The sequence below is a fragment of the Clostridium beijerinckii genome (assembly GCA_003129525.1).
Classification (GTDB): Bacteria; Bacillota; Clostridia; order Clostridiales; family Clostridiaceae; genus Clostridium; species Clostridium beijerinckii_D.
Map to the genome: position 1 here is coordinate 1,342,826 of CP029329.1, position 25,291 is coordinate 1,368,116.

Below are 25,291 nucleotides of genomic sequence, written 5' to 3' on the forward strand. Positions count from 1 at the left end.
ATATATTTATCAATGCAATATTGAAAATTTTTTATATGAAAGAAGCAATTTCTTTGAGTATAAAACAGTGAAATATAATAAAGTAAACAAAGGAGATAAATAACTATGTTCAAGCCTATTAGGACTCCGAAAGTGTATGATCAGGTTATAGAGCAAATTAAAAATAAAATAAAAAGTGGTGAGATAAAAAAAGGAGATAAGTTGTCTTCAGAAAGAGAACTGGCAGAATCACTTAATGTCTCTCGTACTTCTGTGAGAGAAGCATTAAGAGCACTAGAGGTAGTAGGCCTGGTGGAAAGTAGGCAAGGTGCAGGAAATTACATAAGGACTAATTTTGACAACTCACTATTTGAACCTCTTTCAATTATGTTTATGTTACAAGAAAGTTCAATTCAAGAGATGTATGATTTAAGAGAAACATTAGAATTGCAATGTTCTAGGTTATCAGCTAAGAATATAGAGGATAATGAGCTCGAACTTTTAGAGGCAATATTAGATCGAATGTATATTGCAAAAAGTGAGAAAGAGAGTCTTGAATTAGATATTAAGTTCCATTACTTAATTGCAAAAACGTCAAGAAATGTGTTACTTATTAATGTTCTAGAAGTGATATCACAACTTATGGATGAATTTATTAAGAAGTCTAGAATGCAGATATTGCATAAAGGAAATACAAGAGAAAACCTATTAGAAATACATGAAAATTTAGTAAGAGCTTTAAAGTGCAGAGATGAATTAAAAGTTTGTAATGCTATGAAAGAACATTTTAATTTAATTAGAAAAGCCTATGGATATGAAGAATAGAGTTATTTTCACAAATTAAATATTATCAATAATACTGGTAAGAGACTATGCAATATTAAACTGCATAGTCTCTTACCAGTATTTATTTGTTATATTTTAAACAAATAAATTCAAAGTAGGTTAAATTAATTCATAATTTTAATTTTTTTATAATAATGTAATTGATAAGAAAAGACGGAAGAGTAAGCGTTAAAAAGAAAAAAGAAACAAAATCTATGTAAACATTTTCTGTTAAATAAATAACAATTCTTTACAAGGAGTATTTTGTCAATTATAATCAAATTAGTTAATGGTCATACCAATTTCGAATTGGTATGATATGTTATTGGAATGGGGAGATGAAAGTGTATTTATTATTTTTTTATAACTCCAACAACTTTTGTAGCTACAGCTGTAAAGATGATTTCACCTCAAAGTATAGCAGTTGCAACAGCGGCAACTAGCATAGTTGGAAGTTAAGGAAAATATTAAATTCAGATTTAAAGGTTTGTTTATTCTACATTGTCGCAGCAGGATTATTAGTATTTTTCTGCGGATCAATATTTGTATTTTAAAATATAATTTTTAGGAGGAAGTTATTATGAATATTTTAGTTTGCATTAAACAAGTGCCAGGAACTTCTAAAGTAGAGGTTGATCCAGTTACAGGAGTATTAAAGAGAGATGGTATAGATTCTAAAATGAATCCATATGATTTATATGCATTAGAAGCAGCATTAAGAATAAGAGAAAGCAAAGGTGGGACAGTTAAGGTTTTAAGTATGGGACCTAATCAAGCACTAAGTGTAATTAAGGAAGCATATACAATGGGAGCAGATGAAGGAACATTACTATCAGATAGAAAATTTGGTGGTGCAGATGTTTTGGCTACATCATATACAATTTCGCAAGGTGTCAAAAAAACAGGTGATTTCGAACTTATAATTTGTGGTAAACAAACTACAGATGGTGATACAGCTCAAGTTGGTTCTGAAATGGCAGAGTGGTTAAATATACCTCATGTAGCTAATGTTAAAAATATAATCAAAGTAGAAGATTCATCAATTACAGTTGAAATGGACATGCCTGAAAGCATTGAAACTGTAAGGATATCATATCCATGCTTAATTACTGTTGATAAGGGTATCTTTGAACCAAGATTACCTTCTTATAAACAGAAATTATCAACTAAAGATAGAGAAATAAAAATATTGAGTCTTAACGATTTTGATGATAAGAATGAAAAAAATTATGGACTTAATGGTTCACCTACTCAAGTAGAAAGAATATTTCCACCAGAAGTTAATAATGATAGAGAAATGTGGGCAGGAAGTTCAAATGAATTGAGTGAAAGAATAGAAAGCAAATTAAAGAGTTTAAAGTTTATTTAATTACTTGTTTCAAAAAAATAATAAGAATATGAACACAAAATATTAAAAGGGGTTAATTTAAATAGAAAATTAAAGAGGAGGAAGAAATCATGGCAAAGTTAGTTGTAAATCAAGAAAAGATAGGAAATATTGAAGAGTTAATAAAAATATGTCCTTTTGGAGCTCTTGAAAGTAATAATGGTATAGTTGAAATAAATGGCGCATGTAAAATGTGTAAGCTTTGTGTTAAAAAAGGACCTAAAGGTGCAGTTGAATATATAGAAGAGGAAATTAAGGAAATAGATAAAAGCCTTTGGAATGGAATTGGAGTTTATGTTGACCATGTAGATGGAGAAATACATCCAGTTACTTATGAACTAATAGGCAAAGCTAGAGAATTAGCAGGTAAAATAAATCACCCGGTTTATGCTGTATTTATTGGAAATAATATCTCTCACAAAGCTGAAGAATTATTACATTATGGTGTAGATAATGTATTTGTATACGATGATGAAGAACTAAAATATTTTAGAATAGAGCCATATACAGCTGCATTTGAAGATTTTATAAATAAGGTTAAGCCAACAGCTATATTAGTTGGAGCTACAACTATAGGTAGATCTCTTGCCCCAAGAATAGCTGCAAGATTTAAAACTGGACTTACAGCAGATTGTACGATTTTAGATATAAAGGAAAATACAGATTTGGTTCAGATTAGACCTGCATTTGGTGGAAATATAATGGCTCAAATAGTTACTCCTAATTCTAGACCTCAACTAGCAACTGTTAGATATAAGGTTATGACAGCACCGAAAAGAAGTGAGGAAATTACAGGTGAGATAGTTGAATGCAATATAGATAAAGAGAAACTTAAATCTGGAATTACAGCTCTTGAAATAAAGAAAAAGGATACAGAGGTTGGAATAAGTGATGCAGAAATAATTGTAGCAGCTGGAAGAGGTGTCAAATCGGAAAAGGATTTAGAACTAGTGAAAGAATTAGCTAAAGCTTTAAATGCAGAATTTGCATGCACTAGACCATTAATTGAAGCCGGATGGGTTGATGCAAAAAGGCAAATAGGGTTAAGCGGAAGAACAGTAAGACCAAGACTTATAATAACTTGTGGAATATCTGGAGCAGTTCAATTTACAGCAGGAATGAATAATTCAGATTATATATTTGCTATTAATACCGATGAAAAAGCACCAATATTTAAAGCTGCTCACTATGGAGTTGTTGGCAATATATATGAAGTAATTCCACAACTTATAGAAAAAATAAAAATGGCTAAGGAGGCATAGGCTATGAGTTACAAAGAAGTTGAATTAAAAGATTATGAAAATATATTATGCATTGCAGAGAATGATAAAGAAAGAGTTTTCTTTAAGGAAAAGATAAATGAAGATTATAGCCATGATGAATTAGGTGGAATAAAAAAAATGCCGGATATAGTAGTGCAAGCTATAAGTACAGAAGAAGTTTCAAGAATAATGAAATATGCTTATGAAAATAATATTCCTTTAACCCCAAGAGGTTCTGGTACAGGGCTTGTTGGTGCAGCGGTTCCACTTAAAGGTGGAATAGTTATAGATCTTAGTAGAATGAATAAAATATTAGAATTAGATGAAGAAAATCTTACACTTACATTAGAGCCAGGAGTGCTACTTATGGAAATCGGTAAATATGTTGAAGAATTTGATTTGTTTTATCCACCAGATCCAGGAGAAAAATCAGCAACAATCGGTGGTAATATAAGTACTAATGCTGGTGGAATGAGAGCTGTAAAGTATGGTGTTACTAGAGATTATGTAAGAGGGTTAGAAGTAGTACTTCCAAATGGAGAAGTAGTAAATTTAGGTGGAAAAGTAGCTAAGAATAGTTCGGGATATTCATTAAAAGATTTAATGATTGGTTCAGAAGGAACCTTAGGAATAGTAACAAAGGCAATTTTAAGATTATTACCACTTCCTAAAAAATCATTAAGCCTACTTATACCTTTCCCAAGTCTTGAATTAGCAATAGATACTGTACCTAAAATAATTAAATCTAAGTCAATACCAACAGCAATTGAATTCATGCAAAGAGAAGCAATATTGGCAGCAGAGGAATTCCTAGGAAAGAGTTTCCCTGATAAATCTTCAGATGCATATCTTTTATTAACTTTTGATGGAAATTCAATAGAGGAAATAGAAAAAGATTATGAAAGTGTTGCAAGCATTTGCTTGGAATCTGGAGCGTTGGACGTATTAATCTCAGATACAGAAGAAAGACAGGAATCAATATGGTCAGCTAGAGGATGTTTCCTTGAAGCTATTAAAGCATTAACTACTGAAATGGATGAAGTTGATGTTGTTGTACCAAGAAATCAAATTGGAAAGTTTGTAACTTTTACTCATGAACTAGAACGCAAGGCTAATATAAGAATAAAAAGTTTTGGTCATGCTGGAGATGGAAATCTACATGTATATATATTAAGAGATAAATTAGATGAAAAAGAGTGGAATACAAAGTTAAGTGAAATTATGCAAATAATGTATGATAAAGCTAAAGAATTAGACGGACAAGTTTCAGGAGAACATGGTATAGGATTTGCAAAGAAGGGATATTTAAAGCAATCACTTCCAAGTGGATGTATTGATATAATGCAAAAAATAAAGCTAGCTTTCGATCCTAAGAATATATTAAATCCAGGAAAAGTTTGTGAATAAAATTTAATTTATAAATAAAGTACTCTGATACAATATAGGGTCAGAGTATTTTGCTTTAGTAAGGCATAATCAAAAAAATAACAAGTCAATATGCTAGTCTATTTCGTGTCATACTTCGTCAGCATGTTCACCTATAGCTCGCTATGAGGTAAACATACTTCCTCGTCTGACTCAAAATATACATCGCATTTTGGACTTGTTATTTTCTTTCATATTCCTGATTAAATTATAATCTAAATAAAGATATTTAATAAATAATATTACTTCAGGTAAAATAGAAAGTATTAGTAAGTTGTTGACTTAGATTTAATTTATATATAAAATCAAATTTGTACATAGTAGATCAAATTAAATTATTTATAGAGGAGATAAGATTACTTGAAGGAAAAGAATGATTATAATAAACAATTAAATGATGGAAAAATAAAAGGAAATGCAGATAACTGTATTGATATAAGAAAGTGCAATGAAGAAGAAATAGAGAATAATAAATGTAAGAACTGCGGAGAAGAAGCAAGTTATTTCAGTGATGAAAATAATGACTGGTTATGTGAGAAGTGCAGAGATATAGAAGAAAATCTAGATAAACTTGCAAATAAAATGGAGAAAAAGTTAAGTAAAAGAGTATATTCTTTTGATCTAAATGAATTAATAAATTGTTTATCTAAAGATGAGATATATAATATAGCAAGAAATCTTGGTGTAAATAAGATATCGGGTTTAAATAAAGAAAAGTTAATTGAAAGATTACTTGAAGAATATAAGGGCTTAGTTGAAAAAAGACTTCTAGTGTTTGAAGAAGAAAGATATAAAATTTTAAGAAGTTATGTGGATAGTAAAGGCGTAAAACTTTTTGATGATATTGATGAAGACGAAGCAGATAAGAGTGTATATTTTATACAACAAGGAATGCTTTTCCCAACTGTAAAAGATGATGTATCAGTGTTTTTAATGCCTGAAATAGTACAAGAACTAATTAGAGAAAGAAATGATATTGAATATAGGCGTGTAATAAAAGCCAATAGTGAAACTTTAAATATCATTAGAGGAATGAATAAAGTATATGGTATTTTAAGATTAAAAGATGCTAAAGAAATAATAGAAAGATATTCGAATATAGAAAACTGTGAAGTAGAGGAGTTAATTAGAGAAGCTGGGTATTATTATAATGAATATAGAGAAGAAGGAATATTTATTGTAAATAATGAAATAGAAGATTTCGAAGAATTATTAAAGGATATAGATAAAGAAAAAGATTTGAGTTATGCTATAATTCCCAAAGAAGAATTATTAAATATGTTAGAAGAAAATTGGGTTTATAATAGCAAAGCTGGAAAAGTTTTTTATAAAGAATTTACTGATATGTTTAGTGTAGATAAGGATATGCTAATAGCTATGATGGAAGACTTGATTTTTGATGTTCAAGAAAATGAACCAAAAGATTCAGTAGATAAAATGGTAGAATTAATTAATATAGAAAATGAAGATGCTAAATATGTTGCATGTAGTATGATGAATAAGTTTGTTAAGAAAATAAGGTTATGGAGATATAAGGGATTAACAACTAATGATATAAAATCAAATTCAGCTAGGTTAAAAGAAAATAAGTCTGTTGGAAGAAATGACCCTTGTCCATGTGATAGCGGAAAGAAATACAAAAAGTGTTGTGGAAAAATGAATACAATATTGTCAATTGTTAATTGAAGTATAAAAATGAGAATGTTATAATTGCAATAAAAAATAACAAAGAGGATATATTATAAAAAATGATGGATATAAATAAATTGAACTTAATAAATAATTTAGATTTTAAATTATATTATTGTGGTACAGAGAAATGTAGTCCTAATCATTATTGGGGGCCTGCAATTAAGGAACATTTTAAAATACATTATATACACAAAGGCAAAGGTATTTTTAGGTTGGGAAATGAAACTTATCATTTAAAAGAGGGGCAAGGATTTCTTATATGTCCGAATGTTATTTCATATTATAAGGCAGATGATAAGGACCCTTGGACCTATTCTTGGTGCGCATTTGATGGGATTAATGCAGAAGCATACTTAAAACGAGCTAATTTAACAATTAATAATCCTATTCTTGAATACAATAAAGATGATAAGGTAAGTAAATGTTTCGATGAAATGATGCAAGCTACCAATGGAGAAAAGAGCAGTGATTTAAGATTACAGAGTTTATTATATCTTTTTTTAGCTACTATAATTGACGAAGCAGTTTTAGATCCAGATTATAAAGAATTCAAAACAAATAAAAATATGTATATAAATAAAGCAATTGATTTTATACAAGTTAATTATTCAAGTAAAATAAGAGTTTCTGAATTAGCAAAGTTTATAAGTTTGGATAGAAAATATATTTCAAAATTATTTAAAGAGATAGTTGGAGTTACCATTCAAGATTATTTAATAAGTTTTAGAATGAATAAGGCTAAAGAGATGATGAAAGACATGCAGTTATCAATAGGAGACATATCACGTTCTGTAGGTTATGACAATCCATTAATATTTTCAAAAACATTTAAAAAAGTTAATGGACTATCACCAAGTAAATATAGGGATTCTATTAAATAGTTTGTGCCTCACATATTTAGAAAAGAATCGAAGAAGTGTTTTTTATTTTACATAAAATTTTTACTCTATATAAGACAGTGTAATTCTACTTTAATAGGCATGCCTCCCATAAGTTGTTATATGATTTTAAACTTTTATGTTTATATTATACTTGTCAATTTTAGGCATTAACAATACTTATACACTTAGTATTGCTAGTATATTATTATGATTTAGAGACATAAGGTAATATATATATGACATTATGATATTTATTCTATGTTATAACAATGCTATCCTTAAGAAAATAAAGAAACGCAGGATAAGTTTAAAATGGAATATATAGAAAGATAACAAAGACATATATAATATAAGTTATTAGGAGGAATTAGAAAATGATATACAATAGATGTGGAAACAGTGGACTTAAATTACCCGCTATATCTTTAGGATTATGGCATAATTTTGGAGCGGGAGACATTTTTTCAAATAGTGAAGCAATTTTAAAAAGAGCCTTTGAACTTGGAATAACACATTTTGATTTAGCGAATAATTATGGTAGACCAGCTGATGGTTCTGCAGAAGAAACATTTGGTAGAATATTAAAGAAAAATTATACTTCATATGACAGAGATAAAATGGTTATATCAACAAAAGCCGGTTATGATATGTGGGAAGGACCTTATGGTGATGGTGGTTCTAAAAAATATTTAGTTGCAAGTCTAGATCAAAGTTTAAGACGTATGGGGCTTGATTATGTAGATATATTTTATCATCATAGATATGATCCAGAAACACCGCTAGAAGAAACAATGGCTACTTTAGATTTGATGGTTAGACAAGGTAAAGCTTTATATGTGGGAATATCAAATTATGGACCAGAAGAAACTAAGAGAGCGTCTGAGATTTTAAAGAAACTTGGAACACCTTGCTTAATAAATCAACTTAGATATTCAATGTTTGAAAGAGGCATTGAAGGTAAACAATTTGAAGTCCATAAAGAAGAAGGTATTGGAACTATAGTTTTTAGACCACTTGCACAAGGACTACTTACTGATAAATATATTAATGGAATTCCAAAGGATTCAAGAATAGCAAAGAATAGTTTATACTTACATGAAAGTGATGTAACAGAAGAGAAAATTAATAAGATTATTAAATTAAATGAAATGGCAAAAGAAAGAGGTCAAACTCTTGCACAAATGGCACTAGCTTGGAATTTAAGAGGAGATGTAACTTCAGTATTAATTGGAGCAAGCAGATCATCACAAATTGACGATAATGTTAAAGCTTTAGATAAATTAGAATTTTCTAAAGAAGAATTAGATAGAATAGATGAAGTTTTAAAATAATAGAAAGTTTTCAGTCTAGAGTAAGGGGAACTCGACTTACATGGGGTTGCTGAGTAAATTCGAGAACTAAGATGTAAAATTTAAAATCTAACTTAAAGTGAAATAGAAATGATGATTGAGTATAGGGTATTAATATTTTCAATTATTGTTTCTATTTTTTATTGTACAAATAACATTAAATTACAGCATATAGTATGAGATTTCTAGAATATAAAATGAGGGGGTTGGAGATTCAAGAAAAAGATTTTTTAATAAATAATAGAGAATAACGATTTATTGACTTAAATGTAATGTATATGTAAAATGTAACAAGGCATAGCATTGTAACGGAATTTAACTAATTGACTTAATGTAATATATTTATAAAATCAGTGTTAGGCGACTGGCATGTTGCTTGTTGAAAAATATGCCTTGTGTCATATAGAAAAAGTATATATCTAATTTTAGAAATTATATAGGCAAAGAGGAGGAACTGTTACTTGAAAGCAAAATGTTACTATTGCAATAAAGAATTAACTGAAAGAACTATTAAAAGACATATGAAAAATTGCAGTGAAATGAAAAAGAGCATATACGAAAAAAGAATTGATGATAAAGAACAAAGAAATCAATTTATTATAGCTATTAAACCTAAATATGCTGGAAATGAATACTGTATATATTTATCAATGGATGGAACATTAGGATTAGTACATATAGATCAATTTATAAGAGACATTTGGGTAGAATGTTGTGGGCATTTAAGTGGTTTTAAAATCAGAAATAAGTTTTATCAAGATAATCAAATGAATACTCAGTTAAATGATATTTTAAATATTGATGAAAAGTTTGAATACGAATATGATTTTGGAAGCACAACATGTTTAGTTTTAGATGTAGTAAATATAATAGAGGTGCCTAGTAGTTTTTCGCAAATAGAAATAATAGCAAGAAATCATGAGATTAAGCATGTGTGTAAAATTTGTGGAGCAGAAGCTAAATATTTTAACTATGAAAAGGATGAATGGGGATGTGAGAATTGCATTGATGGAGATAATGACATTATAATGGAATTTGATTATTGTAATTCACCTAGAGATGGTGTTTGTGGATATGAAGGACATAAAGAATCAGAAAATATATATTTACCAGATAATTATAACAAATATAAGATTTCTGAAAAGAAAATAAAAAAACAAGATGACTATGAAAATATGCTTACTTATAAAGATGATTTCTTTAATGATTTACCAAACATGGAAGATGGACTTGATGATTTAATTAGTAAAAGTAGAAAGATAATAAATAATATATTTATTAAAGGTATCTACTCTTTTGATATAAAGGAATTAATAAGTGGGTTATCTAAAGATAATATATATGATATAGCTAAATATCTTGGTATGAATAAAATATCAAGTTTAAATAAAAGTAAATTAATAGAAAAGTTTATTAATGAATATGAGTTATTAATTGAAGAAAGAATGTCTTTATTTGATGAAGAAAGATATAAATTTTTAAAGAGTTATTCTGATAATGGTGGAGTAAAAGCATTTGAAGAAATAAAAGAATGTGATTTGGAGAAAATAGGATATTTTTTACAAAGTGGTATGCTTTTTTCAGCAAGTAAGAATAATCAATTATTAGTATTGATGCCAGATGTTGTTCAAAAGTTAGTTAAAGAAAAAAATAATATACAATATAGAAATATGATAAAAGTCAATAGCGAGACAGTAAATCTGTATAGAGGTATGAATAAGGCTTATGGAATTCTCGAATTGAAGGATATAAAAGAAATATTTAAAAGATATTCACCTTATAAAGAAAGCACACAGAGCATACAGAACAACTCACTTTATGAATCTCAGAAACATAGAATAGAAGATGTAATAATAAATGCAGAAGATTATTATAGAGAATATGAGATTAAAGGCACATTTTTTATAAATTGTTATATAGATAATTGGGTAGATTTATTAAAAGAAATAGAACAACAAATAAATGTTGATTATACTATGATATCAAAAGAAGATTTATTGACTATGTCAGATGAAAATTATATGTATGAATCTAATTTTGGGAGCACCTTTATAAAAGAATTTCTTAGCATGTTTAATATGGATGAAGAAATTTTAGAAGGATTGATGGAATCTTTATATTTAGAAATTCAAGAAAATGAGTTAGATGATGTTGTAACTGAAATATTAGAACAATTAGAAGATGATAATAAAGAAATTAAAGATTTTATGTGTAACAGTGTTGGAAAGTTTCTGAGAAATATTAGATTATGGAAATTTAAAGGTGCTAATATTAATGAAAAAGAACCTAATATAATAAAGAACGGAAAACAAAATCCTGTAAAACGAAATGAGCTTTGTTCATGTGGGAGTGGAAAAAAATATAAAAATTGTTGTGCTAAGGATGGCAATGTAATAAAGTTGTTTTAATCAGATGAAAGAAAGTAACAGACTTGATATACAAATATATTAGTCTGTTATTTTTATATCATTTAATATAGAGAATATCTAAAATAATTAATTACATCTGATGTTCTTTCTAGCAACGTACTCACAAATGCACAGATTTCAACATATAATGAACTAATATCATTACATGGAGTTGAAAATGCGTGATATACGGGCTAATTTTAGCTGGAGGTAAGGGCAGTAGGCTATATCCTCTATCAAGAGCTGGGGAGCCAAAACAATTTTTAAAGCTTATTAACGATAAAAGCTTTTTAGTTAACACTGTTGATCGGGTAATCCCAATAATAGATAGAGATAATATTTATGTTGTGACTAATATGGACTACAAAGAAAAAGTTAAAAATGAACTTATAGGAATAAAAGATGAGAATATTTTTGTAGAACCTGCCAATAAGGAAACTGCTACCTGTATAGGTTTATCTGCGGTAAAGCTATTGAAACAAGATGCTAATGCAGTTATGGTTGTATTACCATCAGATCACTATATTCAAGGTGAGAAGAATTATATAGATACGCTATCACAAGCAATTGAGATGGCAAATAAGAGAAGATGTATTGTTACACTAGGAATCGAACCCAATAGACCAGAAACAGGATATGGTTATATAGAAATGGGGGAGCGGACTACTGGGAATATACCAACTTATAAAATAGCAAGATTCACTGAAAAACCCAATTTAGAGGTCGCCAAAGATTTTATATTAAAGGGAACTTATTTATGGAATTCTGGAATGTTTATATTTAGAGCGGATGTTATTTTAAGAGAAATAGAAAAGTATCTACCTAAATTGCATAAACCATTGATGGAAATATATAAGAGCTTGGGTGAAGAGAATGAGGAAGAGATTATAAAAGAACAATATGAATTTATAGATGGAATATCCATAGACTTTGGAGTTATGCAAAAAACGAGAAAAGCATATGTTATAAAATGCGATTTTAGCTGGGATGATATGGGAAGTTTTGGAGCTTTAAGCAGGTTGCTTAGCACTTATAGAAATAATAATATATCTTCCAATGTTTATGTTGATGAATGTGAAAATTGCTCCATATTTGGAGGCAAAAATTTAATAATTGGATTTGGAATAAAGGATTTAGTGGTAGTAGATGCTGGGGATGTCATACTTGTAATGGATAAAAATAAGGATCAAGAAATAAAACATTTATTAAACAAACTTAATGAACAGAGTAAGTTTAATAAATTTTTATAGAAAACATTAAAAAATATATGTTTTTGACTAATAGGTTGGCTTAGTTATACTCAAATATCTGTTTTTGCTAATTTAGTTTGATTAATTATGAAGTTTGATATTACTGGATATTTATGCATCAAATATTTGTCCCAATTATTTGATAATGTATTGTAAATTTATACTGTGAGTATTATCATAAGAGTATAAAATAAATTTTAATTATATTAAAAAAATTACTATATATTAAACTTAAAAAGTTTTTAAAAGTAAAATAATTAAAATATAGAGGATGTGATTAGACTTTGATGATTAATACTCACAAAGCTATGGGTGAAAATATTATAAAATATGCTAATACAAAGAGCATTTATTTAATTAATGATAAAAGATTTATATGGGGGAACGTGAAACCTGATTGCGTACCTAAATATAAATTCATGAAGCATTATTTTAATGAAAGCATAGATATGGTGGTTGAAAAAATTATATATTTATCTTCATTAAAATTAGAAGATATATACTATAATGTGACCATTGGAAAATTTAGTGAAGAGCTTGGAGTAGTATGCCATTTTCTGTGCGATTTTTTTTGTGCTCCTCATTACTATAGATGGGAATTTAAAAGTACTAGTGCAGTAAAACAGCATATGATGTATGAAAGCAAATTAGCTAAACTAACTAAAGAGTTTAAGTTAACAGGAATTATAAATACAGATATAGAACCAAGTAATATAAAATCCTTTATAATACAATTACAAAAACAATATGATGGGATATTAGATTATAATAATGATTTGACATTTTCATATTATGTTTGTGATAGCGTGTTGAATATGATTTTAAATAATGTATTTTTAAATGATTATAAAGTAAGTAAAGCAATTTAATTACTTATCATATATACTAAATATCTTAAAATAAATTTTGATTATTTTGAGATATTTTTTTCACTATTTTTAATGAAATAGTGAAAAATTATTGCATAAATATAATAAAAAGAATATAATACAACAAAACATATGGACACGTGCACATATATTCGACAAAATTTGTGAAATTTAGAATGCACGGAAAATTTATATATTACTCATTAGATGATAAAGATATAAAAATTATATTTAATAACGGCTTTGAATATAGTACTGAAATATTATTTTAAATTTGAATTTTATAAATATTTTAATGAAATACTTTAATTAAGATTCACATAATAATATATAAATGTGGTAGAATTATAAAGCATAGCGATTATAGAACGGTTAGAAGTTTCAAAATTATTTATAATTATATATAGATTGTTAAAAAATAGACTAATTATTATTAGATTGGCTAATCATATAATTGAATAAGCCACTTTAAAATAAATAGTTAAAAATATTAAATTATTGAGGTAGGAGAAAATAGATATGGAAAAGAATAAGAATATATCCATGGCAGTTATAAAAAGATTGCCTAAATATTATAGATATCTTGAGGAACTTATGAAAAATGATGTGGATAGAATTTCATCAAAGGAATTAGGTGAAAAAATAGGTTTTACGGCATCTCAAATCCGCCAAGATTTAAATTGTTTTGGAGATTTCGGACAACAAGGATATGGATATAACGTAAAAGAGTTATATAATCAAATTAGCTCTATATTAGGATTGGATAGAGGTTATGAAGCAGCGCTAGTTGGAGCAGGTAATATAGGCCAAGCAGTTTCAAATTATTCAAGATTTGAAAATTTAGGGTTTAAAATAACAGCTATATTTGATGCAAATCCCAAACTAATAGGAATGAGGATTAGGGATGTAGAAATTATGGATATAGATGAAATGACAACTGTTTTAAATGAACATAAAATTGATATAGGAATAATATGTGTTCCAAGAAAAAATGCACAAACTGTTGCTGACGAGTTAATAAAGGGTGGCGTGAGAGCAATTTGGAATTTTGCACCTGTAGATTTAGTAGTACCGGATTATGTAAAAGTAGAAAATGTGCATTTAAGTGAGAGTTTGCTAACTTTGATTTATTTATTAAATGAAAGTGATAGTTAAAAATTTAATTACTATATTTTAGTCATATAAGAAATAACGAATTGGTCTGCTAGATATCATACCCAATAAACTAGCAGATCCATTCGTTATTTTTTATAATAATTAAAATAGAGTAAAAAAAATATACTAAAACAGAATATTTTATTGCAAATAAATTAAGTACGTATTATAATTTTAATTAGGGTTTTAGAGCCTCAATGTTTTTTTTAGATTCATTTGTTATAATATTAACAAATGAATTTAAAAAATATTGAAAATAGTGAGAAAATTAAAAAAATAAATAAGCAAGTTTGAAGGAGGACCTTAACATGGAATTAAAAAATGTGATTCTCGAAAAGGAAGGACATTTAGCTATTGTTACAATCAATAGACCAAAAGCACTAAATGCGTTAAATTCAGAAACATTAAAAGATTTAGATACTGTTTTAGATGATTTAGAAAAAGACAGCAATGTGTATGCAGTTATATTAACTGGTGCAGGAGAAAAATCTTTTGTTGCTGGAGCAGATATTGCAGAAATGAAAGATCTTAACGAAGAACAAGGTAAAGAATTTGGAATCTTAGGAAATAATGTTTTCAGAAGACTAGAAAAATTGGATAAGCCGGTTATCGCAGCTATCTCAGGATTTGCTCTTGGTGGTGGATGTGAACTTGCTATGTCATGTGACATAAGAATAGCTTCAGAAAAAGCTAAATTTGGCCAACCAGAAGCAGGTCTTGGAATAACTCCAGGATTTGGTGGAACTCAAAGATTAGCTAGAATTGTAGGACCTGGAAAAGCTAAAGAATTAATATATACTTGTGATATTATTAAGGCTGATGAAGCTTATAGAATAGGTTTAGTAAATAAAATAGTTGCATTAGAAAGTTTAATTGATGAAGCAAAAGCAATGGCTAATAAAATTGCAGCTAATGCTCCAAAGGCAGTTAAGTATTGTAAAGATGCTATTGATAGAGGAATGCAAGTAGATATAGATACAGCAATACTAATAGAAGCAGAAGACTTTGGTAAATGCTTTGCAACAGAAGATCAAACAGAAGGAATGACTGCATTCTTAGAAAGAAGAGCAGAAAAGAATTTTCAAAATAAATAAATAAATAAATAAATATATATGTTGAAATTAAATTTCTACATTCAAATACTTTTTATGTAAATGTGTTTTTAGGACTCTTGTTGTAGAATTATTAATTCAACATATATAAATATATAAATATATAAATATATAAATAAAATTTATAAATTAAGTTAAAAATCTATTAGAGGTATATATAGGTTGTTATAAAATAGGTTTAATTAACAAGGAGGGTAATTTAATGAATTTCCAATTAACTAGAGAACAACAATTAGTACAACAAATGATTAGAGAATTCGCAGTAAATGAAGTTAAACCAATAGCTGCTGAAATTGATGAAACAGAAAGATTCCCTATGGAAAACGTTGAAAAAATGGCTAAATTAGGAGTAATGGGTATACCATTTGCTAAAGAATTTGGTGGAGCAGGCGGAGATGTTCTTTCATACATAATAGCTGTAGAAGAATTATCAAAAGTTTGTGGGACTACAGGAGTTATACTTTCAGCTCATACATCATTATGCGCATCAGTAATCAATGAAAATGGTACTCCAGCTCAAAGAGCACAATATTTACCTGATCTTTGTACTGGTAAAAAACTTGGTGCTTTCGGTTTAACTGAACCAGGTGCTGGTACAGATGCTGCAGGACAACAAACAACAGCTGTATTAGATGGAGATAACTATATCTTAAATGGTTCAAAAATCTTTATAACAAATGGTGGAGTTGCTGAAACTTTCATAATATTTGCTATGACAGATAAGAGCATAGGAACTAAAGGTATTTCTGCATTTATCGTAGAAAAATCATTCCCAGGATTCTCAGTAGGAAAACATGAAAACAAGATGGGTATTAGAGCATCTTCAACTACTGAATTAGTTATGGAAAATTGTATAGTGCCAAAAGAAAACTTACTTAGTAAAGAAGGTAAGGGATTTGGTATAGCAATGAAGACTCTTGATGGAGGAAGAATTGGTATAGCTGCTCAAGCTTTAGGTATTGCAGAAGGAGCTTTTGAAGAAGCTGTTAACTACATGAAAGAAAGAAAACAATTTGGAAAGCCACTTTCAGCATTCCAAGGATTACAATGGTATATTGCTGAAATGGATGTTAAAATACAAGCGGCTCAACATTTAGTATATAAAGCTGCATGTAAGAAGCAAGCTGGTGAGCCATACTCACTTGATGCTGCAAGAGCTAAATTATTTGCTGCAGATGTTGCAATGGAAGTTACAACTAAGGCAGTTCAAATCTTTGGTGGATATGGTTACACTAAGGAATATCCAGTAGAAAGAATGATGAGAGATGCTAAGATAACAGAAATCTATGAAGGAACTTCAGAAGTTCAAAAGATGGTTATCGCAGGAAGCATTTTAAGATAGGAGGAATTTTATAATGAATATAGTAGTTTGTGTAAAACAAGTACCAGATACTGCAGCAGTAAAGATTGATCCTAAAACTGGTACGTTAATAAGAGATGGTGTTCCATCAATAATGAATCCAGAGGACAAACATGCATTAGAAGGTGCACTACAATTAAAAGAAACTAATGGAGCTAAGGTAACAGTTATAAGCATGGGACTTCCAATGGCTAAGGCTGTACTTAGAGAAGCATTATGCATGGGAGCTGATGAAGCTATCCTATTAACAGATAGATGCCTTGGAGGAGCTGATACTTTAGCTACTTCAAAGGCACTTGCAGGAGTTATTAAAAAGTTAGATTTTGATATAGTACTTGCTGGAAGACAAGCGATTGATGGAGATACTGCACAAGTTGGTCCAGAAATAGCTGAACATTTAAATATTCCTCAAGTAACTTATGTTGAAGACATTAAAATTGAAGGAAATGGATTAATAGTAAGAAGAGCATTAGAAGATGGATACCAAGTAGTAGAGGTTAAAACTCCATGTCTATTAACTGCAATTGAAGAATTAAATGAAGCTAGATATATGAATATAGCTGATATATTCTCAACTTCTGACGATGAAATAAAAGTTATGACAGCAGATGATATAGATGTAGACAAGGAAGAACTAGGACTTAAAGGTTCACCTACAAAGGTTAAGAAGTCAATGACTAAGGAAGTTAAGGGTGCAGGAGAAATCGTTAGAGAATCACCTAAAAATGCAGCATATTATGTTGTAGGAAAATTAAAAGAAAAACACTACATCTAAGATAATAGGAGGGTAATTTATTATGAATATAGCAGATTACAAAGGCGTTTGGGTCTTTGCTGAACAAAGAGAAGGCGAATTACAAAAAGTATCTTTAGAACTACTTGGTGAAGGTAGAAGAATTGCTGATGAATTAGGAGTAAAGTTAACTGCTTTATTACTAGGAAATAACATAGAAGCATTAGCAAAAACATTAGCAGAACATGGAGCTGATGAAGTTTTAGTTGCTGATGACAAAAACTTAGAACATTTTACAACTGGAGCTTATACTAAAGTTATTTGCGATTTAGCAAGTGAAAGAAAGCCAGGAATATTATTCGTAGGAGCTACTTTCATAGGAAGAGATTTAGGCCCAAGAATAGCAGCTAGATTATCAACTGGATTAACTGCTGACTGTACATCAATTGATGTAGAAGTTGAAAATGGTGCACTTTTAGCTACAAGACCAGCATTTGGTGGAAACTTAATGGCTACAATTGCATGCCCAGATCATAGACCACAAATGGCTACAGTAAGACCAGGAGTATTTGCAAAGATTAATACTGATGGCGCAAACTGTAAAATAGAAAAGGTTGAAGTTAAATTAGCAGAAAGCGATATAATGACTAAGGTCTTAGAAATTGTTAAAGCTAAGAAGGATATTATAGATATAGCTGAAGCAGACTTTATAGTATCAGGTGGTAGAGGAGTTGGAAGTAAAGAAAACTTTGAACTACTTGAAGAATTAGCTGAAGCTTTAGAAGGATCTGTAGCTGGATCAAGAGCAGCAGTTGAAAATGGATGGATTGACGGAGCATATCAAGTTGGTCAAACTGGTAAAACTGTTAGACCTCAAATTTATATAGCTTGTGGTATTTCAGGAGCTATCCAACACGTTGCTGGTATGCAAGATTCAGACTTAATCATTGCAGTTAATAAAGATGACACAGCTCCAATAATGAAGGTTGCAGATTATGCAATAGTTGGAGATCTTACTAAGGTAGTACCAGAATTAATCGCTCAAGTTAAAGACATAAAGAACGCTGAATAATTTGATTTAATTAGGTTAATTGCTATATTATAATTATAAAAAATTAATAATATAACAACCAAAATAGTTAATCAATGATGTACATAAATATTTAAAAAAATAATAAATATTTATATTATCCTTAGTTAAAATAAAGGTATTTTAACTAAGGATATCTATGATAAAAATTTGAGGAGGAATAATTATGAAAAAGATTTTTGTACTTGGAGCAGGAACAATGGGTGCTGGTATTGTTCAAGCATTCGCTCAAAAAGGTTGCGAAGTAATCGTAAGAGACATAAAAGATGAATTTGTTGACAGAGGAATAGCTGGAATAACTAAAGGCTTAGAAAAGCAAGTTGCTAAAGGAAAAATGACTGAAGAAGTTAAAGTAGAAATACTTTCAAGAATTTCAGGAACAACTGATATGAATTTAGCTGCTGATTGTGATTTAGTAGTTGAAGCTGCTATTGAAAACATGAAAATTAAAAAAGAAATCTTTGCTGAGTTAGATGGAATTTGTAAGCCAGAAGCAATTTTAGCTTCAAATACTTCATCTTTATCAATTACTGAAGTTGCTTCAGCTACAAAGAGAGCAGATAAGGTTATAGGAATGCATTTCTTTAATCCAGCTCCAGTAATGAAATTAGTTGAAATTATTAGAGGAATAGCTACTTCTCAAGAAACTTTTGATGCTGTTAAGGAATTATCAGTTGAAATTGGAAAGGAACCAGTAGAAGTTGCAGAAGCTCCAGGATTTGTTGTAAATAGAATATTAATACCAATGATTAACGAAGCTTCATTCATATTACAAGAAGGAATTGCTTCAGTAGAAGATATAGATACAGCTATGAAATATGGTGCTAATCACCCAATGGGACCTTTAGCATTAGGAGATCTTATAGGATTAGACGTTTGTTTAGCTATCATGGATGTTTTATTTAGTGAAACAGGAGATAGCAAGTACAGAGCTAGTAGCATATTAAGAAAATATGTTAGAGCTGGATGGCTTGGAAGAAAATCAGGAAAAGGATTCTACGACTATTCTAAATAATAAAATAGAGCTAATAGCATAGAAAAATAGAATGTATATCTGATGTAGAGGATATACATTCTATTTTTTTTATCTTTTTTTACAATAGCCAATCCTTATCTATCGATGAGAGTATAAAATCAATATCAATTGTAAATTTGAAAAGGGTAGTGCAACTGCTTCGAATTCTAATGATTTATCATAACGCTTTAAGATAATATTTATAAATAAGTTTTAAAATATTTAATGATTATAAACTAAATGATATAATATATTAAAAGATAATTATTTTTGATAAGTTATGTATTTAAATATTAAAAGAAACATTTAAAAGAATATATAAATGGAAAAAAGAGTACACTAATGAGGAAAATAGGTGCAGAAATTTTAGATAATATTATTCTTAAAGAAAAACATAAATAAGATGTATAAACAATTCACGTTAAATATAAAGGAGGCTCAATATATAATGGATTATAAAAATATAAAGTCTTGTGATAGCTATGTACTAATAGAAGAAGTTAAGAATTTTAAATTAAAACATATATTTGAATGCGGACAAATTTTTAGATTTCAGGAAATTTCAGAGGGTAATTTTATCGTTATTGCTTTTGGAAAGTTAATAGAACTTAAGGAAGAAAACAATAATATATTAATATATAATTCAACTGAAGAAGAAGTCAAAAATATATGGCTAAAATATTTTGATTTAGATAGAGATTATTCCAAAATAAAGGAAGAACTATCTAAAGATAATCTTCTTAGAGAAAGCATTGAGTTTGGATATGGAGTACGGGTTCTGAATCAAGACCCTTTTGAAATGTTATTGAGTTTTATTATTTCAGCAAGAAATAATATTCCATCAATAAAAAAGACTGTAAATAAAATATCAACTATGTGGGGTCAAAAGATTGATTATAAGGGTAATGTTTATTATGCTTTTCCAAGTATTTATGAAATAAAGAATGCTACATTAGAAGAAATACAAGAAACAGGAGCTTCTTTTAGAAGTAAGTATATAATAGATACAATTCAAAATGTATATAACTCTACCAAGGAAAGAGAAGATTTAAAGGAGAATGAAGATAATCCATTTTTGAAATACAATTTAGATTATATTAAAAGTTTAAACGATGATGAATGTCATGATGCTTTACAGGAGTTTAAAGGAGTTGGAGCTAAAGTTGCTGATTGTATAATGTTATTTTCTATGGAAAAAACATCAGCCTTTCCAGTAGATGTATGGGTTAAACGTGCTATGATTCATTTTTATGGAGCGGAAGAGTCCTCTTTAAATAAAATTAGGATTTTTGCAAGAAACAAATTCGGTAAGTTAGCTGGATTTGCACAACAATATTTCTTCTATTATGCAAGAGAAAACAAGATAAAAATTGAAGAATAAAGAGGATACAAATTAAGGTCAAAATTAGGAAAATTCAGAAAATTGGAACTATACAATACTTGATATATTTTTAACAATAGTATGTTATAATTATATCATGTAAAAAATAAGATAAAAATTATTCATGGGAGAGTGTGTATAATGTTTCAATTTGATAATCAGCTTTTAAAGTTAAAACATGAGGTTCTTACTAGAGTCGCAGTATTAGCAAAGGAAAGTAATATCAGTAAAGAAGAAATAGAGAAGATTCCTTATGCTATGATTACAGGAGAAATTGCAACGTATAGAGATACTGTTGAACACGAAAGAGATGTAGTCTTAGAAAGAGCAAAACTTGCGGCAGGATGTATGCCAAATGGTAAAAATGCACAAGAGCTAGTTGATATAGATGAAGAAAAACAAATATTATATGTTATAAAAACGGCATGTGATAGATGCTCAACAAAGAAATTTCAAGTTACTGATGCTTGTAGAAATTGTATAGCTCATAAGTGTGAAAGTTCATGTAATTTTGGAGCAATTACATATGTTGATGGAAGAGCGTATATTGACCCAGACAAATGTAAAGAATGTGGAATGTGTAATAAAGCATGTCCTTATAATGCTATAGCAGAAGATATGAGACCTTGTAAAAAATCATGTCCAACAGGAGCATTAAGCTATAATCCAGAGGATCTTAGTGCTGAGATTACAGAAAGTAAGTGTGTAAATTGTGGTGCTTGTATGTCAGCATGTCCATTTGGAGCTATAGAAGACAAGAGTTCACTAGTTAAGGTTGTTAATAGATTAACAGAGAAAGAAAATATTTATGCTGTAGTTGCACCAGCAATAACTGGAGAATTTGGGCCAAAAATAACTTATGGACAAGTTAAGAATGCAATTAAAGCATTAGGATTTACAGATATGGTAGAAGCGGCTTGTGGAGCAGATGCAGTGACTGTACATGAAAGTAATGAATTTGTGGAAAGAATGGAAAAGGGCGATAGCTATATGACGAATTCATGTTGTCCAGGCTTCTTAAGTTACATTGAAAAGATTATGCCAGATCAAGTTGAAAGAATTTCAGGAACTGTTTCACCAATGGTAGCTACAGGTAGATATATAAAATCTAAAGATAAGGATGCAAAAGTAGTATTCATAGGACCTTGTACTGCTAAGAAAAATGAAGTATTAATAGAATCTATAAAAGATTCTGTAGATTATGTATTAACTTTTGAGGAATTAGTAGCTTTATTTGATGCATTCGATGTTAATCCTGCAACTTGTGAAGATATAGTAGTTGATGATGCTTCAATCTTTGGTAGAAACTTTGCCTTAGGTGGAGGATTAACCGCTGCTATAGAAAACTATGTGCAAGAAAAGGGTGTTAATTTAGATTTCAAGCCAGTTAAAGTTTCAGGTGGAGCAGAAATTAAGAAAACTATGACTATGGCTAAAGTAGGTAAGTTAGGTGGAAACTTTATTGAAGGTATGATGTGTGAAGGTGGTTGTATTAATGGAGCTGCTAAGATTGCAGCAGTAATGAAGGCTAAAGCACCATTTACTAAAACAAATCAACAATCAACAATTAAGAGTGTATTATCTAATAAAACAATAGAAGAATACCATAATATAAACTTAGAAAGATAATATTTAAAGGATTAAGACTTCAATCAGTATAAAGTAATTCTTAGCTTCAAGTAGGGTTTTCTTAATAGGAATACAATTTTCTCAACCTGAAGATTAGAAGAACTTATCCAAGAGTTAGAATCAGTAGTACTCTCACTTTAGTAAGTTAAAGTATTACTGATTCTAGTTATTGTATAAGTTTACTTGATTGGAGTTTTTTTTGAATTGAAAAAAATAATTATATAGCTGAATAAAACGAAGAAAATTTAAGCAAATGGGATATATTTTAAGATAATAAGTAATATTCGCTGAAAAAAGGGATATAATATTAGAAGTAATGTTTGAATTATATGGTTATAAAGGATATTATAATTATATTAGCACTCGATGCTGATGAGTGCTAACAGAAATTTAAAACATAAAAAGAATGTATATATATTTTAAGGAGGGTTTTTCATGAATATTAAACCACTTGGTGAAAGAGTAGTAATTAAAAAATTAGAAGCAGAGGAAAAGACTAAAAGCGGGATAGTTTTAACTGGTACTGCAAAGGAAAGACCACAAGAAGCAGAAGTAGTTGCAGTAGGTCCTGGAGCTGTTGTAGATGGTAAAAGAATAGATATGGAAGTAAAGGTTGGAGATAAGGTTTTATACTCTAAATATGCTGGTACAGAAGTAAAAGTAGATGGAGAAGAATATACTATATTAAAACAAGAAGACATACTAGCAATAGTTGAATAAATAATTTGAAAATAATCAGAAATTAAAATAAGTTATTATAAGGAGTGTGTTATATAAATGGCTAAGATGTTAAAATTCGGAGAAGATGCAAGAAGATCTATGCAAATAGGTGTGGATAAATTAGCAGATACAGTTAAGGTAACTTTAGGACCTAAAGGTAGAAATGTAGTATTAGATAAAAAATTTGGAGCACCATTAATAACAAATGATGGAGTTTCAATTGCAAGAGAGATAGAATTAGAAGATCCATATGAAAATATGGGAGCTCAATTAGTTAAAGAAGTTGCAACAAAAACTAATGATGTAGCTGGAGATGGAACTACAACTGCAACACTACTTGCACAAGCTATAATTAGAGAAGGGCTGAAGAATGTAACAGCTGGAGCTAATCCAATTTTAATTAGAACAGGTATTAAAATAGCTGTAGACAAAGCTGTTGAAGAGATCCAAAAGATTTCTAAGCCAGTTGATGGTAAAGAAGATATAGCAAGAGTTGCTGCAATTTCTGCTTCTGATGAAGAAGTTGGTAAATTAATAGCAGATGCTATGGAGAAGGTTGGAAATGAAGGTGTTATTACTATAGAAGAGTCTAAATCAATGGGAACAGAATTAGATGTAGTTGAAGGAATGCAATTTGATAGAGGATATGTATCACCTTATATGGCTACAGATACTGAAAAAATGGAAGCCAATTTAGATAATCCGTATATATTAATAACAGATAAAAAGATTACAAGTATTCAAGAAATTTTACCAATCCTTGAACAAATAGTTCAATCGGGTAAGAAATTATTAATTATTGCTGAAGACATTGAAGGAGAAGCAATGGCTACATTAGTAGTTAACAAATTAAGAGGAACATTTACTTGTGTGGCTGTAAAAGCACCAGGTTTTGGAGATAGAAGAAAAGAAATGTTACAAGATATTGCTATATTAACTGGCGGAACTGTTATAGCTGAAGAATTAGGAAGAGACTTAAAAGAAGTTACAATTGATATGCTAGGTACAGCTGACAGTGTTAAGGTAAGCAAGGAAAATACTGTTATAGTTAATGGAAAAGGTGATTCTGCTTCGATAAAGGATAGAATTAACCAAATAAAAATTCAAGTTGAAGAAACAACTTCAGAATTTGATAAAGAAAAATTACAAGAAAGATTAGCTAAATTGGCTGGTGGAGTTGCAGTAATTAAAGTTGGTGCAGCAACTGAAACTGAACTTAAGGAAAAGAAACTTAGAATTGAAGATGCATTAGCTGCAACAAAAGCTGCCGTTGAAGAAGGAATAGTATCTGGTGGTGGAACTGCTTATATTAACGTAATTAATGAAGTTTCTAAGTTAACTTCAGATGTTGCTGATACACAAGTTGGTATTAACATAATTGTTAAAGCATTAGAAGAACCAGTAAGACAAATAGCAACTAATGCTGGAGTAGAAGGTTCAGTAATAGTTGAAAAAGTTAAAAATAGTGAACCTGGAATAGGATATGATGCATTACATGGAGAATATATAAACATGATAAAGGCTGGAATAGTAGATCCAACTAAGGTTACTAGATCAGCACTTCAAAATGCAGCATCAGTATCATCAACATTCTTAACAACAGAAGCTGCAGTTGTTGATATTCCATCAAAGGAACCAGCAATGCCAGGTGGCGCAGGAATGGGAATGGACGGAATGTACTAAGAAATATAATAACTATATAGTTATTAATATTTGCCTCAAGATAATTTGAAATTATCTTGAGGTTTTTTATGCGTTAATTCAAAAAA

At 29.2% G+C, this 25,291-nt stretch carries 20 protein-coding genes and 1 pseudogene; all 21 read left to right on the forward strand.

Annotation, left to right across the window (positions count from 1 at the left end):
- Window positions 1-105 precede the first annotated feature (105 nt).
- The 21 genes and pseudogenes from DIC82_05800 to groL all read left to right on the forward strand — a co-directional run bounded on the left by DIC82_05800 (window position 106) and on the right by groL (window position 25,205).
- Window positions 106-804, forward strand: coding sequence for a FadR family transcriptional regulator (locus DIC82_05800; protein AWK50579.1), 699 nt, complete (start codon window positions 106-108; stop codon window positions 802-804).
- A 384-nt stretch (window positions 805-1,188) separates the two neighbouring features.
- Window positions 1,189-1,358: pseudogene (locus DIC82_05805) on the forward strand (L-lactate permease).
- 26 nt (window positions 1,359-1,384) lie between these two features.
- Window positions 1,385-2,173 (forward strand): electron transfer flavoprotein subunit beta, encoded by a 789-nt coding sequence (locus tag DIC82_05810; GenBank protein ID AWK50580.1) that lies wholly within the window; start codon window positions 1,385-1,387, stop codon window positions 2,171-2,173.
- A gap of 89 nt (window positions 2,174-2,262) precedes the next feature.
- Window positions 2,263-3,453: an electron transfer flavoprotein subunit alpha gene (locus DIC82_05815; protein AWK50581.1), complete on the forward strand. Its 1,191-nt coding sequence runs from the start codon at window positions 2,263-2,265 to the stop codon at window positions 3,451-3,453.
- A gap of 3 nt (window positions 3,454-3,456) precedes the next feature.
- On the forward strand, window positions 3,457-4,860 hold the full coding sequence (locus DIC82_05820) for a 2-hydroxy-acid oxidase (protein ID AWK50582.1): 1,404 nt from the start codon (window positions 3,457-3,459) through the stop codon (window positions 4,858-4,860).
- 378 nt (window positions 4,861-5,238) lie between these two features.
- Window positions 5,239-6,564 carry a zinc chelation protein SecC gene (locus DIC82_05825; protein AWK50583.1) on the forward strand — a complete coding sequence of 442 codons (1,326 nt, stop codon included), beginning with the start codon at window positions 5,239-5,241 and terminating at the stop codon, window positions 6,562-6,564.
- 62 nt (window positions 6,565-6,626) lie between these two features.
- Window positions 6,627-7,451, forward strand: coding sequence for an AraC family transcriptional regulator (locus DIC82_05830; protein ID AWK50584.1), 825 nt, complete (start codon window positions 6,627-6,629; stop codon window positions 7,449-7,451).
- 374 nt (window positions 7,452-7,825) lie between these two features.
- Window positions 7,826-8,782, forward strand: coding sequence for an L-glyceraldehyde 3-phosphate reductase (locus DIC82_05835; protein ID AWK50585.1), 957 nt, complete (start codon window positions 7,826-7,828; stop codon window positions 8,780-8,782).
- Window positions 8,783-9,261: 479 nt separating this feature from the next.
- Complete coding sequence (locus DIC82_05840) at window positions 9,262-11,208, forward strand: nucleic acid-binding protein (GenBank protein AWK50586.1); 1,947 nt, start codon at window positions 9,262-9,264, stop codon at window positions 11,206-11,208.
- 182 nt (window positions 11,209-11,390) lie between these two features.
- Window positions 11,391-12,458: a mannose-1-phosphate guanylyltransferase gene (locus tag DIC82_05845; protein AWK50587.1), complete on the forward strand. Its 1,068-nt coding sequence runs from the start codon at window positions 11,391-11,393 to the stop codon at window positions 12,456-12,458.
- A 287-nt stretch (window positions 12,459-12,745) separates the two neighbouring features.
- Window positions 12,746-13,327, forward strand: a complete 582-nt coding sequence (locus DIC82_05850) for a hypothetical protein (protein AWK50588.1) — start codon at window positions 12,746-12,748, stop codon at window positions 13,325-13,327.
- Between the two features lie 519 nt (window positions 13,328-13,846).
- A complete protein-coding gene (locus DIC82_05855; protein AWK50589.1) occupies window positions 13,847-14,482 on the forward strand; it encodes a redox-sensing transcriptional repressor Rex in 636 nt (211 codons plus the stop codon).
- A 308-nt stretch (window positions 14,483-14,790) separates the two neighbouring features.
- Window positions 14,791-15,576 carry a crotonase gene (locus DIC82_05860; protein AWK50590.1) on the forward strand — a complete coding sequence of 262 codons (786 nt, stop codon included), beginning with the start codon at window positions 14,791-14,793 and terminating at the stop codon, window positions 15,574-15,576.
- Window positions 15,577-15,796: 220 nt separating this feature from the next.
- Window positions 15,797-16,936, forward strand: a complete 1,140-nt coding sequence (locus DIC82_05865; GenBank protein AWK50591.1) for an acyl-CoA dehydrogenase — start codon at window positions 15,797-15,799, stop codon at window positions 16,934-16,936.
- 13 nt (window positions 16,937-16,949) lie between these two features.
- A complete protein-coding gene (locus DIC82_05870; GenBank protein AWK50592.1) occupies window positions 16,950-17,729 on the forward strand; it encodes an electron transfer flavoprotein subunit beta in 780 nt (259 codons plus the stop codon).
- 22 nt (window positions 17,730-17,751) lie between these two features.
- Complete coding sequence (locus tag DIC82_05875) at window positions 17,752-18,759, forward strand: electron transfer flavoprotein subunit alpha (protein AWK50593.1); 1,008 nt, start codon at window positions 17,752-17,754, stop codon at window positions 18,757-18,759.
- A gap of 184 nt (window positions 18,760-18,943) precedes the next feature.
- A complete protein-coding gene (locus DIC82_05880; protein ID AWK50594.1) occupies window positions 18,944-19,792 on the forward strand; it encodes a 3-hydroxybutyryl-CoA dehydrogenase in 849 nt (282 codons plus the stop codon).
- Between the two features lie 448 nt (window positions 19,793-20,240).
- Window positions 20,241-21,173, forward strand: coding sequence for an 8-oxoguanine DNA glycosylase (locus tag DIC82_05885; GenBank protein AWK50595.1), 933 nt, complete (start codon window positions 20,241-20,243; stop codon window positions 21,171-21,173).
- A 141-nt stretch (window positions 21,174-21,314) separates the two neighbouring features.
- Window positions 21,315-22,802: an iron hydrogenase gene (locus tag DIC82_05890; GenBank protein AWK50596.1), complete on the forward strand. Its 1,488-nt coding sequence runs from the start codon at window positions 21,315-21,317 to the stop codon at window positions 22,800-22,802.
- Window positions 22,803-23,237: 435 nt separating this feature from the next.
- Complete coding sequence (locus DIC82_05895) at window positions 23,238-23,522, forward strand: co-chaperone GroES (protein AWK50597.1); 285 nt, start codon at window positions 23,238-23,240, stop codon at window positions 23,520-23,522.
- A 57-nt stretch (window positions 23,523-23,579) separates the two neighbouring features.
- On the forward strand, window positions 23,580-25,205 hold the full coding sequence (groL, locus tag DIC82_05900; GenBank protein AWK50598.1) for a chaperonin GroEL: 1,626 nt from the start codon (window positions 23,580-23,582) through the stop codon (window positions 25,203-25,205).
- The last annotated feature ends 86 nt before the right edge of the window (window positions 25,206-25,291 follow it).

What these genes read in the sequence shown, in the direction of transcription:
- DIC82_05800 (AWK50579.1), top strand. Translation starts at nt 106, where the DNA reads ATGTTCAAGCCTATTAGGACTCCGAAAGTGTATGATCAGGTTATAGAG.
- DIC82_05810 (AWK50580.1), top strand. Translation starts at nt 1,385, where the DNA reads ATGAATATTTTAGTTTGCATTAAACAAGTGCCAGGAACTTCTAAAGTA.
- DIC82_05815 (AWK50581.1), top strand. Translation starts at nt 2,263, where the DNA reads ATGGCAAAGTTAGTTGTAAATCAAGAAAAGATAGGAAATATTGAAGAG.
- DIC82_05820 (AWK50582.1), top strand. Translation starts at nt 3,457, where the DNA reads ATGAGTTACAAAGAAGTTGAATTAAAAGATTATGAAAATATATTATGC.
- DIC82_05830 (AWK50584.1), top strand. Translation starts at nt 6,627, where the DNA reads ATGATGGATATAAATAAATTGAACTTAATAAATAATTTAGATTTTAAA.
- DIC82_05835 (AWK50585.1), top strand. Translation starts at nt 7,826, where the DNA reads ATGATATACAATAGATGTGGAAACAGTGGACTTAAATTACCCGCTATA.
- DIC82_05850 (AWK50588.1), top strand. Translation starts at nt 12,746, where the DNA reads ATGATTAATACTCACAAAGCTATGGGTGAAAATATTATAAAATATGCT.
- DIC82_05855 (AWK50589.1), top strand. Translation starts at nt 13,847, where the DNA reads ATGGAAAAGAATAAGAATATATCCATGGCAGTTATAAAAAGATTGCCT.
- DIC82_05860 (AWK50590.1), top strand. Translation starts at nt 14,791, where the DNA reads ATGGAATTAAAAAATGTGATTCTCGAAAAGGAAGGACATTTAGCTATT.
- DIC82_05865 (AWK50591.1), top strand. Translation starts at nt 15,797, where the DNA reads ATGAATTTCCAATTAACTAGAGAACAACAATTAGTACAACAAATGATT.
- DIC82_05870 (AWK50592.1), top strand. Translation starts at nt 16,950, where the DNA reads ATGAATATAGTAGTTTGTGTAAAACAAGTACCAGATACTGCAGCAGTA.
- DIC82_05875 (AWK50593.1), top strand. Translation starts at nt 17,752, where the DNA reads ATGAATATAGCAGATTACAAAGGCGTTTGGGTCTTTGCTGAACAAAGA.
- DIC82_05880 (AWK50594.1), top strand. Translation starts at nt 18,944, where the DNA reads ATGAAAAAGATTTTTGTACTTGGAGCAGGAACAATGGGTGCTGGTATT.
- DIC82_05885 (AWK50595.1), top strand. Translation starts at nt 20,241, where the DNA reads ATGGATTATAAAAATATAAAGTCTTGTGATAGCTATGTACTAATAGAA.
- DIC82_05890 (AWK50596.1), top strand. Translation starts at nt 21,315, where the DNA reads ATGTTTCAATTTGATAATCAGCTTTTAAAGTTAAAACATGAGGTTCTT.
- DIC82_05895 (AWK50597.1), top strand. Translation starts at nt 23,238, where the DNA reads ATGAATATTAAACCACTTGGTGAAAGAGTAGTAATTAAAAAATTAGAA.
- groL (AWK50598.1), top strand. Translation starts at nt 23,580, where the DNA reads ATGGCTAAGATGTTAAAATTCGGAGAAGATGCAAGAAGATCTATGCAA.